The sequence below is a fragment of the Acinetobacter sp. WCHA55 genome (genome assembly GCF_002165305.2).
In the GTDB taxonomy this organism is placed as follows: Bacteria; Pseudomonadota; Gammaproteobacteria; order Pseudomonadales; family Moraxellaceae; genus Acinetobacter.
Genome location: NZ_CP032286.1, coordinates 1,011,951 through 1,029,412, shown reverse-complemented (window position 1 = coordinate 1,029,412; position 17,462 = coordinate 1,011,951). Strand labels below are relative to the sequence as shown.

At 39.4% G+C, this 17,462-nt stretch carries 16 protein-coding genes and 1 pseudogene; 7 read left to right on the top strand and 10 right to left on the bottom strand.

The window, feature by feature from the left end; genetic code table 11:
- Positions 1 to 15 precede the first annotated feature (15 nt).
- Entirely contained in the window at positions 16 to 816 is an 801-nt protein-coding gene (locus tag CDG62_RS07760) for a DUF2071 domain-containing protein (protein WP_087526212.1), read from the top strand.
- A gap of 388 nt (positions 817 to 1,204) precedes the next feature.
- Here the strand turns inward: CDG62_RS07760 and CDG62_RS07755 are convergent, their stop codons facing one another.
- The gene (locus tag CDG62_RS07755) at positions 1,205 to 1,771 is read right to left on the bottom strand and encodes a TetR/AcrR family transcriptional regulator (protein WP_087526213.1); all 567 of its coding nucleotides are present in this window, start codon (positions 1,769 to 1,771) and stop codon (positions 1,205 to 1,207) included.
- A 251-nt stretch (positions 1,772 to 2,022) separates the two neighbouring features.
- On the opposite strand from CDG62_RS07755, the gene CDG62_RS07750 reads away from it, so the two are divergent.
- Positions 2,023 to 2,865: a hypothetical protein gene (locus CDG62_RS07750; protein ID WP_087526214.1), complete on the top strand. Its 843-nt coding sequence runs from the start codon at positions 2,023 to 2,025 to the stop codon at positions 2,863 to 2,865.
- A 113-nt stretch (positions 2,866 to 2,978) separates the two neighbouring features.
- On the opposite strand, the pseudogene CDG62_RS07745 reads toward CDG62_RS07750, so the two are convergent.
- Positions 2,979 to 3,941: pseudogene (locus tag CDG62_RS07745) on the bottom strand (IS5 family transposase).
- A 147-nt stretch (positions 3,942 to 4,088) separates the two neighbouring features.
- Positions 4,089 to 4,712 (bottom strand): cation transporter, encoded by a 624-nt coding sequence (locus CDG62_RS07740; protein ID WP_087526215.1) that lies wholly within the window; start codon positions 4,710 to 4,712, stop codon positions 4,089 to 4,091.
- Between the two features lie 76 nt (positions 4,713 to 4,788).
- Between CDG62_RS07740 and CDG62_RS07735 the strand changes: the two genes are divergently transcribed.
- The 3 genes from CDG62_RS07735 (at position 4,789) to CDG62_RS07725 (ending at position 7,223) form a co-directional block, all read left to right on the top strand.
- The gene (locus tag CDG62_RS07735; RefSeq protein ID WP_087526216.1) at positions 4,789 to 5,220 is read left to right on the top strand and encodes a Cd(II)/Pb(II)-responsive transcriptional regulator; all 432 of its coding nucleotides are present in this window, start codon (positions 4,789 to 4,791) and stop codon (positions 5,218 to 5,220) included.
- A gap of 332 nt (positions 5,221 to 5,552) precedes the next feature.
- The gene (yegQ, locus tag CDG62_RS07730; protein ID WP_087526217.1) at positions 5,553 to 6,953 is read left to right on the top strand and encodes a tRNA 5-hydroxyuridine modification protein YegQ; all 1,401 of its coding nucleotides are present in this window, start codon (positions 5,553 to 5,555) and stop codon (positions 6,951 to 6,953) included.
- A gap of 15 nt (positions 6,954 to 6,968) precedes the next feature.
- Positions 6,969 to 7,223 (top strand): YfhL family 4Fe-4S dicluster ferredoxin, encoded by a 255-nt coding sequence (locus CDG62_RS07725; RefSeq protein ID WP_087526218.1) that lies wholly within the window; start codon positions 6,969 to 6,971, stop codon positions 7,221 to 7,223.
- A gap of 283 nt (positions 7,224 to 7,506) precedes the next feature.
- Here the strand turns inward: CDG62_RS07725 and ahpF are convergent, their stop codons facing one another.
- The 4 genes from ahpF to CDG62_RS07705 all read right to left on the bottom strand — a co-directional run bounded on the left by ahpF (position 7,507) and on the right by CDG62_RS07705 (position 12,143).
- A complete protein-coding gene (gene ahpF / locus CDG62_RS07720; RefSeq protein ID WP_087526219.1) occupies positions 7,507 to 9,072 on the bottom strand; it encodes an alkyl hydroperoxide reductase subunit F in 1,566 nt (521 codons plus the stop codon).
- 169 nt (positions 9,073 to 9,241) lie between these two features.
- Positions 9,242 to 10,168, bottom strand: a complete 927-nt coding sequence (locus tag CDG62_RS07715; RefSeq protein ID WP_087526220.1) for a hypothetical protein — start codon at positions 10,166 to 10,168, stop codon at positions 9,242 to 9,244.
- Positions 10,169 to 10,201: 33 nt separating this feature from the next.
- Entirely contained in the window at positions 10,202 to 11,335 is a 1,134-nt protein-coding gene (locus tag CDG62_RS07710; protein ID WP_087526221.1) for a toxic anion resistance protein, read from the bottom strand.
- Between the two features lie 19 nt (positions 11,336 to 11,354).
- Entirely contained in the window at positions 11,355 to 12,143 is a 789-nt protein-coding gene (locus CDG62_RS07705; RefSeq protein ID WP_087526222.1) for a tellurium resistance protein, read from the bottom strand.
- Between the two features lie 161 nt (positions 12,144 to 12,304).
- Between CDG62_RS07705 and CDG62_RS07700 the strand changes: the two genes are divergently transcribed.
- On the top strand, positions 12,305 to 12,970 hold the full coding sequence (locus tag CDG62_RS07700; RefSeq protein ID WP_087526223.1) for a hypothetical protein: 666 nt from the start codon (positions 12,305 to 12,307) through the stop codon (positions 12,968 to 12,970).
- A 32-nt stretch (positions 12,971 to 13,002) separates the two neighbouring features.
- On the opposite strand, the gene rnk is transcribed toward CDG62_RS07700, so the two are convergent.
- The 3 genes from rnk to CDG62_RS07680 form a co-directional block, all read right to left on the bottom strand.
- A complete protein-coding gene (rnk, locus tag CDG62_RS07695) occupies positions 13,003 to 13,407 on the bottom strand; it encodes a nucleoside diphosphate kinase regulator (protein WP_087526224.1) in 405 nt (134 codons plus the stop codon).
- A 169-nt stretch (positions 13,408 to 13,576) separates the two neighbouring features.
- The gene (glyA, locus tag CDG62_RS07690) at positions 13,577 to 14,830 is read right to left on the bottom strand and encodes a serine hydroxymethyltransferase (RefSeq protein WP_087526225.1); all 1,254 of its coding nucleotides are present in this window, start codon (positions 14,828 to 14,830) and stop codon (positions 13,577 to 13,579) included.
- A gap of 155 nt (positions 14,831 to 14,985) precedes the next feature.
- On the bottom strand, positions 14,986 to 16,221 hold the full coding sequence (locus CDG62_RS07680; RefSeq protein WP_087526226.1) for an alpha/beta hydrolase: 1,236 nt from the start codon (positions 16,219 to 16,221) through the stop codon (positions 14,986 to 14,988).
- A 490-nt stretch (positions 16,222 to 16,711) separates the two neighbouring features.
- Between CDG62_RS07680 and CDG62_RS07675 the strand changes: the two genes are divergently transcribed.
- Complete coding sequence (locus CDG62_RS07675) at positions 16,712 to 17,410, top strand: exonuclease domain-containing protein (RefSeq protein WP_087526227.1); 699 nt, start codon at positions 16,712 to 16,714, stop codon at positions 17,408 to 17,410.
- Positions 17,411 to 17,462 lie beyond the last annotated feature (52 nt).

The following is a 17,462-nucleotide window of genomic DNA, read 5'->3' as shown; positions in this document are numbered from 1 at the left end:
ATAGAATATAAACCAATGACCTTTCCAGAACTCAACTTTAAAGACTATTTACATCCAAAACCCAAGCCCAGCGGTCTTGATGTAGCGTGTAAACTCCAGCATTTTGCCCTCATTACTTATGCCATCGACCCAGCGCGGTTTAAAGAAATCATTCCAGCACGGTTTAAGTTAGACACGGTACAGTACCAAGGCAAACAACATGCACTGATGTCGGTAGTCCCCTTCATCGATGTCGATTTCAGTTCTGCGGTTTATCCTTTTCCAAAATTCACTATGGGGCAAACCAACTATCGAGTCTACGTGATTGATCAGGAGACGCAGGAACGTTGTGTTTGGTTTTTAGGAACGACTCTGGACTCTTGGACGCTGATCGTTCCTCGCTATGTTTGGCAACTACCGTGGCATCCTGCACAAATTGAGTTTGATTGTCAGCAAGATGTAGAAGGCCGATATACACAATATAAAATGCGTACTCAATCGGCATGGGCCACTTCAGATGTGCATTTGTCTCAGTCCGAACATGACCAATGGTTTTTTGAAGGCTTTCCTAATTTAGAAAGCTATCAGGTCTTCTTAACTCATCCTTTAGCAGGATTTTACCATCGCCGCGATGGAAAACTCGGCAGCTATCGCGTGTGGCATGGTCGCTTAAATCCGAAACCCGCAACGCTGCATTACGCTCGCTTAGAGCTTTTAGCAAGGCTCAATCTTGTATGCTATGAAGATCAGCTCAAACCCTATAGTGTTCTGATTGAACCAATCAATGAATTTACCATTTATTTGCCCCCAAAGTGCCTTAATCATTCGGCTGAATAGCATAATAAATAATGAATACCCTACATTTTTTAAGGAATATTAAACATGATGAATAAATTTCAGCCAAAATAAAGGACAGACTGGTTGTTTTTCTCCACAAAGTCTCTATAATTCAACAAAACAGACAAGTCTGTCTATTTTTGCTGAAATACTGAATGACCGAAAACATTCAGAGGGTACAAAAAATATAAGAAGGCACTTTAAGTTGCTCATATCCATATCATGCATTATTGTCAAATAATGTGCGATATGGAACATAATCATTATCAGCAAAGCGCGATAACCTAACCGTTATCGCGCTTATTTATTTGTAAGTGATTTATTTTAAGTGCATTTAAGCCATCAATATAATGTGTATCGGGTTAACTTTGAGATTAAATTTTATACATTAGGCGACAAAGAGTTCCATTTGGATTAAAGTATTTACACGCTTCCAATAATCTTCCAAATGCACTTGGTCTGGATCGATTTGTGCTTGTATGGTCATACCATCCAAAATACTCGATAAAAATGCCGCCAACTGTTCATCCTGCTTTACACCTAGACGATTCAAAGCCTGACATAGCTTGCCTTTCAACCATTCTTTATAATCAATTGCAGGCTGTAGCGAAGAAGGATAAAGTTTTGAAATTTCTTCAACTGCCTTTTGGAACATACATCCATTAAAATCCGCAGTATGAAACCAAGCATGGTACCATTCAAAAATTGCACGGATATGGGAGAGATAATCACTTGGGTCACATGCCGCAATCGTCGATTCAAGTGACTGCTGTAAATTTTGGTTTCTGGTCACTAAGCATTCTTCAATTAATTTAGCTTTAGATGGAAAATATTTGTAAAACGTCATTTTAGCAACGCCAGACTCGCTAATAATCCGATCCACACCGATAGAGTTATAACTATGTGAGTTAAAGAGATTAAGCGCTGTGTTAATGATGTCTTCTTTTTTTGACATTTATTTTACCTGATGCACAAAACTTTAAAATTAAGCCATTAACCCAAAAGAACAGCACATGAAAACGAAATACATCGATTGAAGACGATATTATATATCAAATTTAGAGCCACACCGTTTTTTTATAAAAAACAATACCAGCATTAATTCAAGCATTTGAAATATAAAGTTTTTAAAATAAATAAAACACTAGAAGAGTCGGATCTTTTTCACTATGATTAAAAGGATGACAATTAAAATTTACCTCGTATATGAATGCTCTCTCCTTCACCCAGTCCGAACATACCCGCGCAGAAGTTTTGCGTTTTATTGAACGATCCTTAAGCTCAGCGTCATGGGCAACCAATACTCAAGCGATCATCCGCTTGAAACAAACGACAGCCGAACATATTTTATTTCAACATCCTATACTGACTCGGCTACATCAATGCCAACTGAGCCTTGAACAACTGAAATTTATTCATCTGAATTATTTTACTGCCATTGTCAAAATTTTCACTGATGCTTTGAGTATGGCTATGTATCAAGCGCTACAACTTGAGCACGACAGCAATATCGTGGAGCAAGACCGCATTGCAGCCAAAATATATGCACGTTATTTGTTGTCACTCAATCTTCTAGATGAATTAGGTTTTAATACCCACCAACTTGAGAAAAGCTCACCCTCTAAATCGCATTTGGTCTATTTCCTTCAACTGATGCAGCAACTTGAACTCAATGTCGCCGATCAAAAACAGACCGAACCTGAAGCATTTGCAATCGCACAATTTATTCAAGAACATATTCATTCTTATGCCGACTTGCTGCTCATTTTGGCGTGTACTGAATTACAAGTGATTAAGTTTAGTGAAGCACTCAGAACTAATCTCGCAGCTTATGATCCTTCATTTACCCAAGGCTACTATGCATGTCATGGCCTTGCAGAAACATGTGATACAACCCTTGCTAACGATGACAATCACGAAGACGATATTTGGTTGCTATTCACTCAATGCTATCAACCTGAACAGGCTATGTATTTTCAGCAACTTCAAACTGAATATTTAGGTCTATGGTATAACTTTTGGAGCAAGATGCATTTGGTATTACGCTAAACATTAACCTAGATTTTGTTCAGAATGGCAAATTAAGGTTTGAAAATCATTCAATTCATACGGCTTTGTTGTATAAAGCCTTTGAAGGTAAAGTTTTCCTAAGTTGCTAAAATTTAGGTTACAACTTGGGTATGAGTTCTGCCTAATTCTGTGAATTTATTTAATACGGCTACACGTGCATAGATCTCATTCACTTGGCTGTCAAAATTCCTTGAGCAGAGTTTATCGCCTGAGAAGCACTGCTTCGTATGATTTGATGTAATGCATCTTGGTTTCGACCAAACTTCGCCGATGATAACCAGACCACTTTTTCCAAAGGACTCTTCCTAGGTGCTTAACTGTTTCTAGTAATTCATTTCGCTCTTGCGAATGAACTTTTGTATCTTTCCAAGGCTTTGCATTTTTTCTGGGTGGAATCACTGCATTTGCTTGTCGATCTGCAATGACCTGACGGCATTGTTTTGTGTCATAAGCCCCGTCTGTATAAACTGAATCAATCTGTTCATCCAGCGGAATTTGATCAAGTAAATCCCCAAGGACTTGTGAATCACTGACATTATTCGTTGTGAGCTGAACTGCTCATATTTTTAGGGTTTCCGCATCTATACCAATATGTAGTTTACGCCATTGTCGACGATATTCAGGCTGAGGTTTCTTGCGTTTCCATTCGCCTTCACCTAAAAATTTCAAGCCAGTGGAGTCTACGAGTAGATACAGTCCATCACTACTTTTTTGATAACAAATCGAAATATCAATATACCTTTGTCTTCTACAAATGGTGGAATACGAATATCACTGATATTCGGAGCAGTCCAATCTAAACCACAAAGATTAATGAGGCTTTGCACAAAGCCAGTGACCATACGTAAAGACAGACGGAATAAGGATTTAATCATTAAGCAGCATTGGATGGCTGTATCGGAATAGGTTTGATTTCTTCCATGTTTGCTTTTTGGTTGAGCATATCATTTAGTCTGAGGATCGAACCAAATGGCAATATTCCCACGATTAATGAGAACTCGGTTGTATGTGGACCAATTGGTTGTACAGTAGATTTTAGGGGTAGGCTTCTCCATTTGGAAATTATCTTGATGAAGAAGCCTTTAAGAATAGCTTTGTGCAACAAAGCCTTCTTATTATGTAAACAACAAAATGCCCCGAGCAACTGCGGAGCATTTTTATGGAAAATAATTTCACTTTGATTAAGAAGTGTAGCTTTTCTCTTAATTCTCTAGCTGTAATCTACGCTCAGATAATGCTTTGCTCACCACTTGATAACCCGCAGTCATACCTAAAGTCGCCATAATACCTGCCACGATTATGTCAGGCCACAGACTGCCTGTACCAAACACCCCAATCGCAGCAAAAATAACCGCCACATTCCCAATCGCATCATTTCGACTACAGAGCCAGACCGATTGCATATTAGAGTCACCTTCTCTAAAGGCATATAAAATCACAGCACAAACCACATTCGCAAGCAAAGCAATCACACCAATCACGCCCATAGTCATTGCTTCAGGCGGAATCCCTAGCACATAAGCATAAATCACTTTGCCTATCACAACTAAGCCAAACAGTGCCATGGTTATACCTTTCAGCAAGGCTACTGTCGCTCGCCAATATAAACTCGCACCAAGCACCGCTAGTGAAATACCATAGTTGACTGCATCACCAAAGAAATCTAAAGAATCAGCCCATAAGGATGATGAATGTGCATAAGCTCCACCAATAAGCTCCACCACAAACATAGCTAAATTAATAAATAAGGCAATCCACAATGCCATTCTAAACTTACTATTTGGCTTTTGTGGTGCGGGTGCACAACTGCAAGAAGAACATGCCATATACATAACCCCTATCCGGACGTAATCATTTTCTATTATGATTAAAAACTATGGAGTCACTCAAAGGTCAAGCAAAATGAATCAACAAAACTCTTCTCCTGTTTATTTGATGAAAGACTTAGTCCATAAAACAGGATTAAGTGCCGATACCATTCGTTTTTATGAAAAGAAAAATTTATTAGAACCCTCTTTTCGCGGGGACAACAACTATCGCTATTATCAAGATGAGGCGCTTAAACGACTCATTTTTATTAAACGTTGCCGTGCGCTGGATATCTCACTCAAAGAAATTGAATATCTCATCCAATTGGAGCAGAACCCACAACAGGACTGTAGCGCGGTCAATCAATTGATCGATGCGCATTTAAAACAAGTCGAGCAAAAAATAGTTGAACTAAAAAAATTCCAAATTCAGTTGCAACAACTGCGTCAATCCTGTGCCACGCTATCAACAATTGATGATTGTCAAATTTTAAGGCAACTTGAAGCGGAAACTTCTGACGAATAGCGGAACCTCAACATGCCTGATGGCTTAACTTCACTTTTATGCCTAGTCTTCACTTTCTTTCATCTAAATATGCAAAGACTCGTATAAAATTTTTAACTTTTCTTTTTCAAATCACTCTGAATTTTATATGAGGCACTTTATTTTTTAAATTTCTATCTTTATAAAGACATCATTCTTCACTAAAAGAAGTATTATTTATTATTTAAAATTAAAGCCTTGAATAAAAATTTATGATACTCACTAACAGTTAAATTCCGAGTTTTTTACTAGGTTGAATCTATTTTTTAAAGCACTACAATAAAACCATATTTTTTTTATGCCTTAGTTTAATCATGAGCATTCATCACGTTACTGAACTTCTTTCCCCTGCAGGTTCGCTTAAAAATATGCGTTATGCCTTTGCCTATGGTGCAGATGCAGTCTATGCCGGACAACCTCGTTACAGTTTACGTGTGCGCAATAATGAATTTGATCATGACAATTTAGCTATCGGTATTCAAGAAGCACATGACTTAGGCAAAAAGTTTTATGTGGTCGTCAACATTCAACCCCATAACTCAAAGCTCAAAAACTTTATTCGTGACCTCACACCTGTGGTTGCGATGCAACCCGATGCCCTGATCATGTCGGATCCAGGCCTGATTATGATGGTACGCGAGCATTTTCCAGACATGGATGTGCATCTTTCTGTTCAAGCCAATGCTGTCAACTGGGCTACTGTGAAATTTTGGAAAAACATGGGACTGACTCGGGTCATTTTGTCCCGTGAATTATCCATTGATGAAATTGAAGAAATTAAGCAGCAAGTGCCAGACATGGAAATTGAAGTTTTTGTACATGGTGCGTTATGCATGGCGTACTCAGGACGTTGCATGCTTTCAGGCTATATGAATAAACGTGATGCCAATCAAGGGGCATGTACCAATGCTTGTCGTTGGGAATACAAAGTCCATCAGACTAAGCAAGATGAAAATGGCGATGTGATCCCCGTTCAAAATCTGAATACAAGCTCCAACTGTTGTTCAAACACTGATGCTGATGAACTGCATATGCAAGCGCAGCATCAGTTCGATGAACCCGTATTATTACAACGTCATGATGAAGACATGTTTGCTGCTGAAGAAGACGAACATGGTACTTACTTTATGAACTCAAAAGACTTGCGCGCGGTGCAACATGTTGAGCGCTTAACCCATATAGGCATCCATTCTTTAAAAATTGAAGGACGTACCAAGTCTTATTTTTACTGTGCGCGTACTGCTCAAATTTATCGCAAAGCCATAGATGATGCGCTCGCAGGTAAGCCTTTTGACCCATCACTCATAACACAACTCGAAGGTCTGGCGAATCGTGGTTATACCGAAGGTTTTTTACGTCGCCACGTACATAGCGAATATCAAAACTATGCAAATGGCTCATCTAGTTTTGACCATCAACAATACTGCGGTGAAATTTTAGAGCGAAATGGTGATTATCTGAAAGTCGATGTCAAAAACCGTTTTGTGGTGGGCGATGTACTTGAACTCATGACCACGTCAGGCAATATCACTTTTGAGTTGACAGAAATTCTCGATAAAAAAGGTAATCCAATACTTGAAGCGAAAGGCTCAGGACATGTAGTTGAAATACCTGTTCCTGCTGATGTTGACATGCGTTATGCCCTACTCATTCGTAACTTACCGCATTCAAGCACTGATATTTCAGCGCCTGCATTGGCTTATGTTGCAAGCTGACTGAGGGATAATGCCATGGCACTACGAATAACAGATGCATGTATTAACTGTGATATGTGCCTTCCTGAATGTCCCAATACTGCTATTTTTGAAGGTGACAAGATTTATGAAATAGACGTCAGCCGTTGTACGGAGTGTGTTGGTTTTTATGACACCCAAACCTGTGTCGATGTTTGCCCAATTGCCTGTATCGAGCCACATCCAGAATACATGGAAACTCAGCAACAACTGTTAGAAAAATTTAAAGGATTGAACTTATTTAGCGTCTAACCTTGGGGAAAGTAGAAAAGAAACCGAGTACTGACCACACTCAGAGTTTCAAAACAAAAACTGGGCAAAGAATAACAATAAACAACAACTAAATGAAAAAGCCAAAGTGATCTGGGGAACACTTTGGCTTTTTCTTTGCCCGAAATCATCATTCCAAAAAAAAGGAACTCAGGCTGTTAGCGACCAGAGTTCCTATAAAATTACAACTAGAGCTTAGTCACACAACATAAAGGGAAAAAGCCAACGTAGATTTTGGGAGAGCATTGGCTTTTTCATTTCACACTTACAGCCCAGAACGAATAATATAATCAAAAGCAGACAGAGATGCTTTCGCGCCTTCACCTGTGGCAATGATAATTTGCTTGTAAGGCACTGTCGTACAGTCACCTGCGGCAAATACACCTTTGACATTGGTTTCGTTGCGATCGTTAATCACAATTTCATTACGGTTTGAAAGCTCAACAGCAGTTTCTTTTAAGAAATCAGTATTTGGCAATAAACCAATTTGTACAAAGATTCCTGCAAGCTCAACTGTATGTTCTACATCGGTTGCACGGTCTTTATATTTCAATGCCGTCACTTGCTTACCATCACCCACAACTTCGGTTGAGAGTGCATTTAGGATGACTGTGGTGTTAGGCAAGCTATGCAATTTATCTTGCAACACTTGGTCAGCACGTAGTTTGGTATCAAACTCAACCAAAGTCACATGTTCTACAATCCCAGCAAGATCAATTGCCGCTTCGACACCTGAGTTCCCCCCGCCAATTACGGCAACACGTTTGCCTTTAAACAGTGGGCCATCACAGTGTGGACAGTAAGCAACACCACGGGTACGGTATTCTGCTTCACCCGGCACATTCATCTCTCTCCAACGTGCGCCTGTAGAAAGGATGACTGTTTTAGATTCAAGCTTCGCACCATTTTCTAAAGTGACTTCAACCAAACCATTCGCTGTCTCATCTGCACCTTTGATGTGAGAAACACGTTGTAAGTTCATGATGTCCACACCGTACTCACGTACATGTGCTTCCATTTCAGCAGCAAACTTTGGCCCTTGGGTCTTTTGAATCGAGGTATAGTTTTCAATGTCCATGGTATCCATGACTTGACCACCCATACGTTCAGCTACGATCCCCGTTTTAATGCCTTTACGCGCGGCATAAATGGCAGAGGTATTTCCTGCAGGACCACCACCAATCACGAGAACATCAAAAGCATCTTTGGCATTGAGTTTTTCAGCTTCTTTGGCTGCTGAATTGGTATCCAGTTTGGCAATAATCTCTTCCAAAGTCATACGACCTTGACCGATATGGGTGTTGTCTTGGAACACCATTGGTACAGCCATGATTTTGCGTTCTTCAACTTCGTCTTGGAAGAATGCACCATCAATCATGGTGGCTGTCGTACCTGGGTTGTAAATGGCAATCAGGTTCAATGCTTGCACCACGTCTGGACAGTTATGACAGCTTAAAGAGACAAATACGTCAAAGTTAGACTGGATCGCTAAACCTTTGATTGAAGCCAAAACTTCATCCGAGACTTTGGGTGCATAACCTGAAGTTTGTAACAATGCCAAGATCAAAGAGGTAAACTCATGTCCCATCGGTAAACCCGCAAAGAAGACACGAGGCTCTTCACCCGCTTTTGCTACACCAAAGCTAGGTGCACGTGAGTTTTGACCATCAAAACGTGCAGTCACCAGTGGAGACAGTGCTGCAACTTCTTCAACCAATTCTTTGATTTTGTCTGATTTCTCAGAACCGTTCAAAGTCGCAATCAATTCAATCGGACCTTCAAGGCGTTCAAGAAGTGTTTTTAATTGAGCTGAAGTATTTTGATCTAACATGGTTAAGCTCTCCAAAGCAGTCTGTAAAATTATTTGATAAAAGAATCATAGAGTAAATCTAAAAATAGATAAAACAGTTTGTTTTTATTTTAATAATCGGTTTTATAGATTTTAAGATATTCTTCATAAATAGTCCCACTCCACAAAGGACGTTAAATGAAGTCAATACTTAGGATTTACTCTGTATCCGCTGTTCAATTCTTAGCGTTCTGGCCTTTAACTGACGTGTCAAACCAAACAACACAGTACTAATTACTGCCATGATTAGCACCAAGATAAGCGAGAAGAATTGCATGACCGTAGTGAACTGCGTAGCTTGCTGAGCTTGTTTTTCTACACTTGCAGCCATCGGCGTGAGTGTTTTTCCATACAGTTGGTGTTGCATCGTCCATAGCTGTTCAGGCTTAAACCCATAGTCAATAAAATGTGAATCATTTTTTTCTGCTTGTACAAGAGCAAGCACATGCGGAATGGCTGCATTTTTATCGACAGGTTGGTGTAACAATGCTGTCTGTGCAAGCAAATAATGTTTTACGGGGAGCTGAATGTCTGACTCTTGCAAATAATGCGCGAGTTCGCTTTGTTGAATATTTTTATCGTAATATACAATTTTCTGGAAAGCTTCATGCTCATCATCTTTTAAATCATATTGCACATAGGTCAGTCCAGACCACAGTAAAATAAATGCGATCAGCCAAGCCACAAACTTCAGTATAAAAGACTGAAAACGCACATAGAAAAAGTGAACTTTCCGTGCATAGTGTACCAATACGAATGCCCCAACAAAAGACACCATAATCTTGAGCACAAGCCAACCAAACCATGACAGCAAATTCAGAAAATAATCTGGCTGTTGTCCAAGTGATGCGAGATTTTCATCGACACTCATGGGCATATGTAGCTGCTGTATTTCAGTCGTGAGCCCAAAAAAGCTATAGACAAAATCCTGCTGTAGGAAATAACTCACGCCAGAAACGACCAGCAGAATTACACTCACCATACACCATAAGCTCAGTTTACGCTGACGCTGTTTGAGTGTAGCTACACCTTGTTCAAGGTGCTGAGGCTGAACAACATACTCATCTAAAGAAGGCAAACATTTCTCCTCTATCGACCACCCAACTTAGCATTAAGATGGTGTCGTACGATTAGAACTCGAGTCTATAACCAATTGATTCAAATTGTCCTGCAAACTACGCAAACGTGTGGTTGCTTCAGCACGTTTCTGCATCCCTTCTTTTTGTATTTGAATCACATCATTTACTGTTTTAATGAGGGTGTTTTGTACATGTTCAAGCGTCTCAATATCAATCACCGAACGTTGATTGGCTTTTGCTGTATCTACTGAGTTTTGATGTAACAAATCGGCATTGCGCTTTAATAAATCATTGGTCGCATCGTCAATGGTATTGGCCAACTGCACACTGTTCTTCTGCTCATTTAAAGAAATCGCCAAACTAATTTGATTTTTCCATGCAGGCAATGTGATGTTTTTAATTGCATAAAACTTATCGACCAACATCAAATTATTAGACTGGATAATACGAATCATCGGCAATGTTTGCATGGCTGATTGTTGTAAAACCTGCAAATCACTCACACGTTTTTCCAGATTATTGGCTAAATGATTGAGATCGTAAACTCTCTGCGTCGTGGTTTGGTCTTGCGCCTGTGCAGTCAGTGTTGAGATTTCCTGCTGAATTTCATCCTGTTTCAACTTACCCGCTGCGATATACACACCGAGCTGTTTATATTCACTTTGTACACCATGAAACATCCGATCTAGCGTATCAACACGTGCTTTTAAACCAGACTGCGATTTTTCAATTTCTTTCACCAAAGTATCAATCTGTTCTTTAGTGGTATTAAAGTGCATATCAATATTATTCTTTGCGCCTTTAATTTTGCTCATCAAGCCACCGAAGAAACCTGAATTTTTCTTTTTATTTAAAATACTTGAGGTATTGAGCTGTTGTGCAACTTGTACTACCTGATTCAGCTTTTGCCCAGTTTCATCCAAGTCTTTATTTTGAACCAGATTTAACAACTCATCAGTATATCCTGAGGTTTGTGTCGCAATATTTTTACCATACTCCGCCACGGCGTTATGGTTGATTTCTGCCAACTCTTTCCGCGCTGCCAAAACTGCATTGAAGTCATCTTGTTGCAAGCCAATTTCTTGCAAATTTAACTGTTGAAACTTATGTTCAATCACTTCGGTGGTTGGCTCTACCACAAGACTGTTTTGTTCTGAGTTGGTCATAATTCACCTAATCTATTTCTTAAAGTGTTGGTTTCTGTAGTGATTTTTTTAAGGTATGAATCAATTTTTCACGGCTATTATCGAGCTTTTCCAGTTCACTTGTCGAGCTTGATTGCTGGGATTGTTTGACATGATATTGCCATGCTGGGATCAAAACCTGCTGTGCCTCTTTATATCGGTCTAACAAACTCAATGAAAGCTGCTGTGACAACTGCATTTGCGTAATCGCAATATCATTACTGCTTTGCAAAGTTTGCAAGCTGTTTATTTTCTTGGACAAACGTTCTGCAAAATTATCTAAAGGATGTGCATTCTTCACAAATTTAGGATATTCCATTAAAAATGCTTCAGCCGCAGATATATATTTAGCCATTTGCTCACGTAAACCAGTAAGCTGCTGATAACGTGCTTGCGATTTTTGAATTTCGATTTGTAATTTTTGACTGAGATGATTGGCTTGATCCAGTAATTGATCCAGTTTTTTATAGTATTCAACTTGAGTCGAACCATATTCAATATCAATTCCCAGCCACTTTTGCAGCCCATTAAATTTTCGCTTTTTCAGGTATTTTTTTGAGTCAGCCAGTGACTGGATCAGTTGCTCAATGGTTTGACTCAGCTGCAAGGTTAGCTGCGGGTCTATCCCGTTAAGTAGCACAGACTGTGCTTGAATGACACTATCTGCATAATGATTGAGACGATATTGATCGTTCAGCAATGGAACCAAATCATTACGCTGGATACTTAAAAGTTCATCTGAATTGACAGGTATATCCCTTAAAGGAACAAGAACGTCAATTTGTGCCATAGTGTTTTAACCCAATAAAGAAATTGAATAAAATCATTTTTATAGTACAGCTTTTATATTAAATAACATGTAGATTTTTGCAAAAACGCTGTGAAAACCTTTTATCTTGATCTGGCTAATCATTACTTCTGCTTCCAATAAAATGATATCTATTTAAAATTATGATCATTCGTCTTCAGCACGTCATTCGTTATAGTTTAGGCTTCTGCATTGCATTAACCTTATTTATTGGTATTGGTGCGCACTATAAAGCAAAACACATCCACGAAACATTTTTAGAGCATGATCCGAGCCAATTGCAACAAGTGAGTGGCACACTGCTAGGCAATGAAACAGCTATTCAACTTTATCAAAAAAATCTAGCACCCTATAATTCACACAGCTTGGGGAAAGCGCAATTTTTGGTCGGTTTCTTTAGCCAGAATCAGGGCCGAATTCAAACGGTTTGGTGTGATCGTTGGCTAGACTCACCTTTTAAGACCACCTCCTACACTGGCCCGAAAAATCCAATGAAAAAAATGAATTTACCTATTCGCTATTTTCATACGTGCCAATGGCTATTCGATGCAATGCGGTTAACTTTAGATATTCCTGCTTGGAGAGGTCAATCCATCACTTATCTAAAGACCCCTCATGATATTTTGTATGCACTACATGTGAATGGAAAAATGATTTTCGGCTATGAACAAGCCTATCAAAAATATAACCAACTCTATCTAGATGAAATAAAAAATCGAAATCAATCAGCACTCTACTTTTTTGTTTTCTTTTTCATTACTGTCTTTCATTATAGAAAGCACATATTCAACGTCATAAAAAAGCCATGATCAACATGGCTTTAAAATTGAGTATTTCGATATTATAAATAATCACCTTCACGCTCAGGTTGATAAAGCACTTTTTCAATTTTGACTTTCATCATTTGACCGTCTGGCTGTGGCCATTCAATTTCTTGACCTTCAGCTAAGCCCAGAATTGCTGCGCCAATTGGAGCAACCACATTGACCTGCCCTTTCTCCCCTTTAAAGTCATGCGGATAAACCAAGGTAATTTCAGATGCTTCTGTAGATGGTGCAATGGTCAGTAAAACTTTTGCATTCATCGTTACCACATTGGCAGGCATATCTTGTGGCGCAACAACATCGGCACGGGCCAATTCTTCTTCAAGCAACTGCATAGTCGGTGTAAGTTTAGGCTGATGCTCTAGCATCGTTTCTAAACGATGAAGATCCTGCTCAGAAATAATAATTGCTGGATTTGCCATGTGCTGCATCCCTATTTGAATACGATATGAATAAAATTCTTATTAAAAATAATTTATTAGACTATAACTTCTGTTATATCAGAAATGCAGTCTAAATTACATTTCAACTGATTTTGAATTTTTAATGCCATAAAAAAAGCCCCCTTGAGGGGGCTTTCTCAAGTCAAACTTAGTTCGCGTAAACTGGGAATTTCGCGCAAACCGTTTCAACTTTCGCTTTAACAGCGTTAATTACAGCTTCGTCACCTTTGCTGTCTAGGATGTCTGCGATCCAACCAGCAAGTTCACGAACTTCAGCCTCACCAAAACCACGAGTCGTCACAGCAGGTGTACCGATACGGATACCTGAAGTCACAAATGGTGAACGTGGGTCATTTGGTACAGAGTTTTTGTTCACAGTAATGTGAGCTGCACCTAACCATGCATCTGCTTCTTTACCTGTTACATCTTGCTTAATAAGAGATAACAAGAACAAATGGTTTTCTGTACCGCCAGAAACGATGTCATAACCACGAGCAATGAGAACTTCAGCCATAGCTTGAGCGTTCTTCACCACTTGTTGTTGGTAAACTTTATATTCAGGAGCCATTGCTTCTTTAAAGCAAATTGCTTTAGCCGCTACAGCATGAACCAAAGGACCACCTTGGTTACCAGGGAATACAGCAGATTGTAATTTTTTCTCGATTTCTTCGTTTGCTTTCGCAAGGATTAAACCTGAACGTGGGCCACGAAGTGTTTTGTGAGTAGTTGTTGTTGTTACGTCAGCAATCTGAACTGGGCTTGGGTAAACACCAGCAGCAACTAGACCAGCAACGTGAGCCATATCTACAAATAGGTAAGCGCCAACTTTATCCGCGATGTCACGGAAACGCTGCCAGTCTACAATTTGGCTATAAGCAGAGAAACCAGCAACGATCATACGTGGCTTATGCTCAATTGCTAAACGTTCAACTTCTTCGTAGTCGATCTCGCCAGTTTCAGGGTTTAAACCGTACTGAATTGCGTTATATGTTTTGCCAGAGAAACTCACTTTTGCGCCGTGAGTCAAGTGACCGCCATGAGCCAAGCTCATACCCAAAACAGTGTCGCCTGGGTTAAGAAGGGCTAAGTAAACAGCAGAGTTTGCTTGTGAACCCGCATGTGGTTGAACGTTTGCGTAATCTGCACCGAAAAGCTCTTTAGCACGGTCAATCGCTAATTGTTCAATCACGTCTACATATTCACAACCGCCGTAGTAGCGTTTGCCTGGGTAGCCTTCAGCATATTTGTTTGTAAGTTTTGAACCTTGCGCTTCCATTACTGCTGGAGAGCAATAGTTTTCAGAAGCAATCAGTTCAATGTGCGCTTCTTGGCGAGCATCTTCATTTGTGATTGCTTGCGCGATTTCTGGATCAAATTCAGCAATTGAGATATTGGCAAACATTAGCGAGGTCCTATGAAATTAGGGCTTTTAAGCCGTGCTAAGATTGGCGCGTATTGTAGCATGAAGTTTATAAATTTCGAGAACGAACTTTACGCTGTTTGAAATAAAAATCGCCCATGCAGTAAAACCACATGAGCGATTTGGGTCAAAGCAAATTATTGAATTGGCATGAGAGTTTTGACATCGGTCAGAATATTAGGAATATTTAACACATAAGCTGAACCATGATCCCATGTTGCCTCTGTTATATAGGTAATTGGTGAGTTTTTAGCAGCCTCTGTACTCAATAAAAGATCTGTTGCCTGAATTGGAACTGTAGCATCTGCCGCACCTTGATAAATAATGATAGGCGTGCTGATTTTAGTTTTTAAAGGCTGAGAACCATTGGCTAGAAAATCTTTGACTGTAGGAATACTGGTCATAAAATCAGGTTGAGTCCTAGGATAACCATTAATAGAATTATTATTTAAGAGGGCATATTGCCCCATTGCCAAGCCAAATTTATTCCCTAAAACAGTATAACAATCTGATTCAGCATTCTCTGCAATTTGATTCGTGGGTGTTTTAAACACTTGGAAATACTGTAAATTTGGATTCTGATTACGTAAACCTGCTGTAATTAATGCGGTAAAGGTATCTAAAGATGCAAGCGTTTCAATCTTATCGTTTACATCAGGCTGGGCTGCTGCTTGCATTTCCCCTGCTGTTAAAATAAAAGATAAATTCGAAGCAGGTGCAACAGCGACTGTACCTTTATAGTCCAATTGAGCTCTAGACTGATATTGTGCAGCGCCCAGTGCCGCATGCCCACCTTGTGAGTGGCCAACCGTCATCCATTGATTAGATACTTTAGCGCCTAAATAGTTACGCGTAGCAACCACTGCATCCGTAATTGAAAAGGCCTCACTTTTGACATTTAAGAATGGATGTAATTGATCAGCTGTAGGCTCACCCAAGCCTTCGTAATCAGGAGCAACAACCACATAACCAGACGCTAAGAAGCCATCTATCATCGCTTTGATATAAGGATTTAATGAACTACGGCTTGGTGCACAGGCATCAGCAACACCAGTAGTACCATGTGCCCAAACTACAATTGGCCAACCTTTGGCAGGAACTGGAGTTTTAGGAGTAAAAACCAAAGCTGTCGTTTGTACTTCCCGATTATGGACACCTAACATCTTATAAGTCATGACTACGCTTTCACCAGCCGTAGCCGACATATCTGTAGCTGTATAAGCTGTTGGCGTAGTTACGACTGGATTAACAATATTGTTTTTTGGAATCCCATCATCTACACCAACAGAAGTTGAACCGCCATCCCCTCCTCCACAGGCTGTTAAAACAAGCACAGAACTACTGACGAACACGGCCAATATATGTTTTTTCATCTTAAAATTCCTTAATAACATTTTTTCTTGTTGTAACGATTCAAATCACTTGAATACATTAATGATTTACGCCTCAAAATGACGTGTGGCAAGACCATTTACGAGAATGATACAAAGTGAACATTGTCTGCAAATGCATACCTACCATTGTTATAAAAACTAGTAATTTGAAGTTTAAAATAAATCTTGCGTACAGCTAAATGCAGGCGCCGAACACTCTTTAATCGTTGTTTGAGCCGGATTCCAAAAGAATTATTTTAATTTTAAGCAATCATCTTCCTTTCAACCTGCCTAAATAAATAGATCAATCCAGTCCTGACTTTTCCCTTGCTCAATAAAGCCTGAGCTCTAATCACCTGGGTTCACTAGATGATTTAAATAACATCTCCCCACAAAATAAGCGAATAAACCACAAATCCAGCTGTCGTGGGCTGTCTTGATACTCTTGAAAATGATAAATTTATTCAGCTTTTAATTTTCGGATATGCACATGCAAGCCATTATTCTCGACACAGAAACCCATACCCTAAATGGTCAACCCATTGAGATTGCATACGCACCGATTGAAATTGCAAATGGCAAATTAAGCCTAGACAAAAGCCAAGTCTTTGATCAGCTCTATACGGTCAATGAACCGATTTCTTTTGCTGCTATGGCTGTACACCATATTTTAGAGTCAGATTTAGTGGGCCAACCCCACTACACGACATTCAAGCTACCAGATGAGACCCAATATATTATTGGTCATAATATTGACTATGATATTCGTGCAATCGAAAAATGTGGTGTCGATACGTCTCATATTAAAGCAATTTGTACACTGGCACTTGCTCGTTTGGTTTGGCCTGATGCTGAAGCCCACAATATTTCAGCACTCATTTATATGATTTCAAAAGGCAGTGAAAAAGCCCGTGAAATGATTAAAAAGGCCCATCGTGCCGATATGGATATTATTTTAACAGCCAATATTCTAATGCATGTGGTGCATCATTTAAAAATAAACAGTATGGAACAATTATTTGCTACCTCTGAAGATGCTCGTATTCCACGTGTCATTAATTTTGGTAAGCATCGTGGAACAGCGATTGCCGAACTCCCTGCTGACTATATTCAGTGGTTAATGCGTCAAGATGAACTCGATCCATACTTACGTAAAGCTTTAGAAAATGCGAGCATTAAAACGCTCTAAAATGTATTGTCATAAATTCTTAATATTGCTGTAATTTTCACCCTGTATGTTC

Bases quoted from the DNA above. Each gene is read 5' to 3' on its own strand.
- CDG62_RS07760 (WP_087526212.1), top strand. From the start codon at position 16: ATGACCTTTCCAGAACTCAACTTTAAAGACTATTTACATCCAAAACCC.
- CDG62_RS07755 (WP_087526213.1), bottom strand. From the start codon at position 1,771: ATGTCAAAAAAAGAAGACATCATTAACACAGCGCTTAATCTCTTTAAC.
- CDG62_RS07750 (WP_087526214.1), top strand. From the start codon at position 2,023: ATGAATGCTCTCTCCTTCACCCAGTCCGAACATACCCGCGCAGAAGTT.
- CDG62_RS07740 (WP_087526215.1), bottom strand. From the start codon at position 4,712: ATGGCATGTTCTTCTTGCAGTTGTGCACCCGCACCACAAAAGCCAAAT.
- CDG62_RS07735 (WP_087526216.1), top strand. From the start codon at position 4,789: ATGAATCAACAAAACTCTTCTCCTGTTTATTTGATGAAAGACTTAGTC.
- yegQ (WP_087526217.1), top strand. From the start codon at position 5,553: ATGAGCATTCATCACGTTACTGAACTTCTTTCCCCTGCAGGTTCGCTT.
- CDG62_RS07725 (WP_087526218.1), top strand. From the start codon at position 6,969: ATGGCACTACGAATAACAGATGCATGTATTAACTGTGATATGTGCCTT.
- ahpF (WP_087526219.1), bottom strand. From the start codon at position 9,072: ATGTTAGATCAAAATACTTCAGCTCAATTAAAAACACTTCTTGAACGC.
- CDG62_RS07710 (WP_087526221.1), bottom strand. From the start codon at position 11,335: ATGACCAACTCAGAACAAAACAGTCTTGTGGTAGAGCCAACCACCGAA.
- CDG62_RS07705 (WP_087526222.1), bottom strand. From the start codon at position 12,143: ATGGCACAAATTGACGTTCTTGTTCCTTTAAGGGATATACCTGTCAAT.
- CDG62_RS07700 (WP_087526223.1), top strand. From the start codon at position 12,305: ATGATCATTCGTCTTCAGCACGTCATTCGTTATAGTTTAGGCTTCTGC.
- rnk (WP_087526224.1), bottom strand. From the start codon at position 13,407: ATGGCAAATCCAGCAATTATTATTTCTGAGCAGGATCTTCATCGTTTA.
- glyA (WP_087526225.1), bottom strand. From the start codon at position 14,830: ATGTTTGCCAATATCTCAATTGCTGAATTTGATCCAGAAATCGCGCAA.
- CDG62_RS07680 (WP_087526226.1), bottom strand. From the start codon at position 16,221: ATGAAAAAACATATATTGGCCGTGTTCGTCAGTAGTTCTGTGCTTGTT.
- CDG62_RS07675 (WP_087526227.1), top strand. From the start codon at position 16,712: ATGCAAGCCATTATTCTCGACACAGAAACCCATACCCTAAATGGTCAA.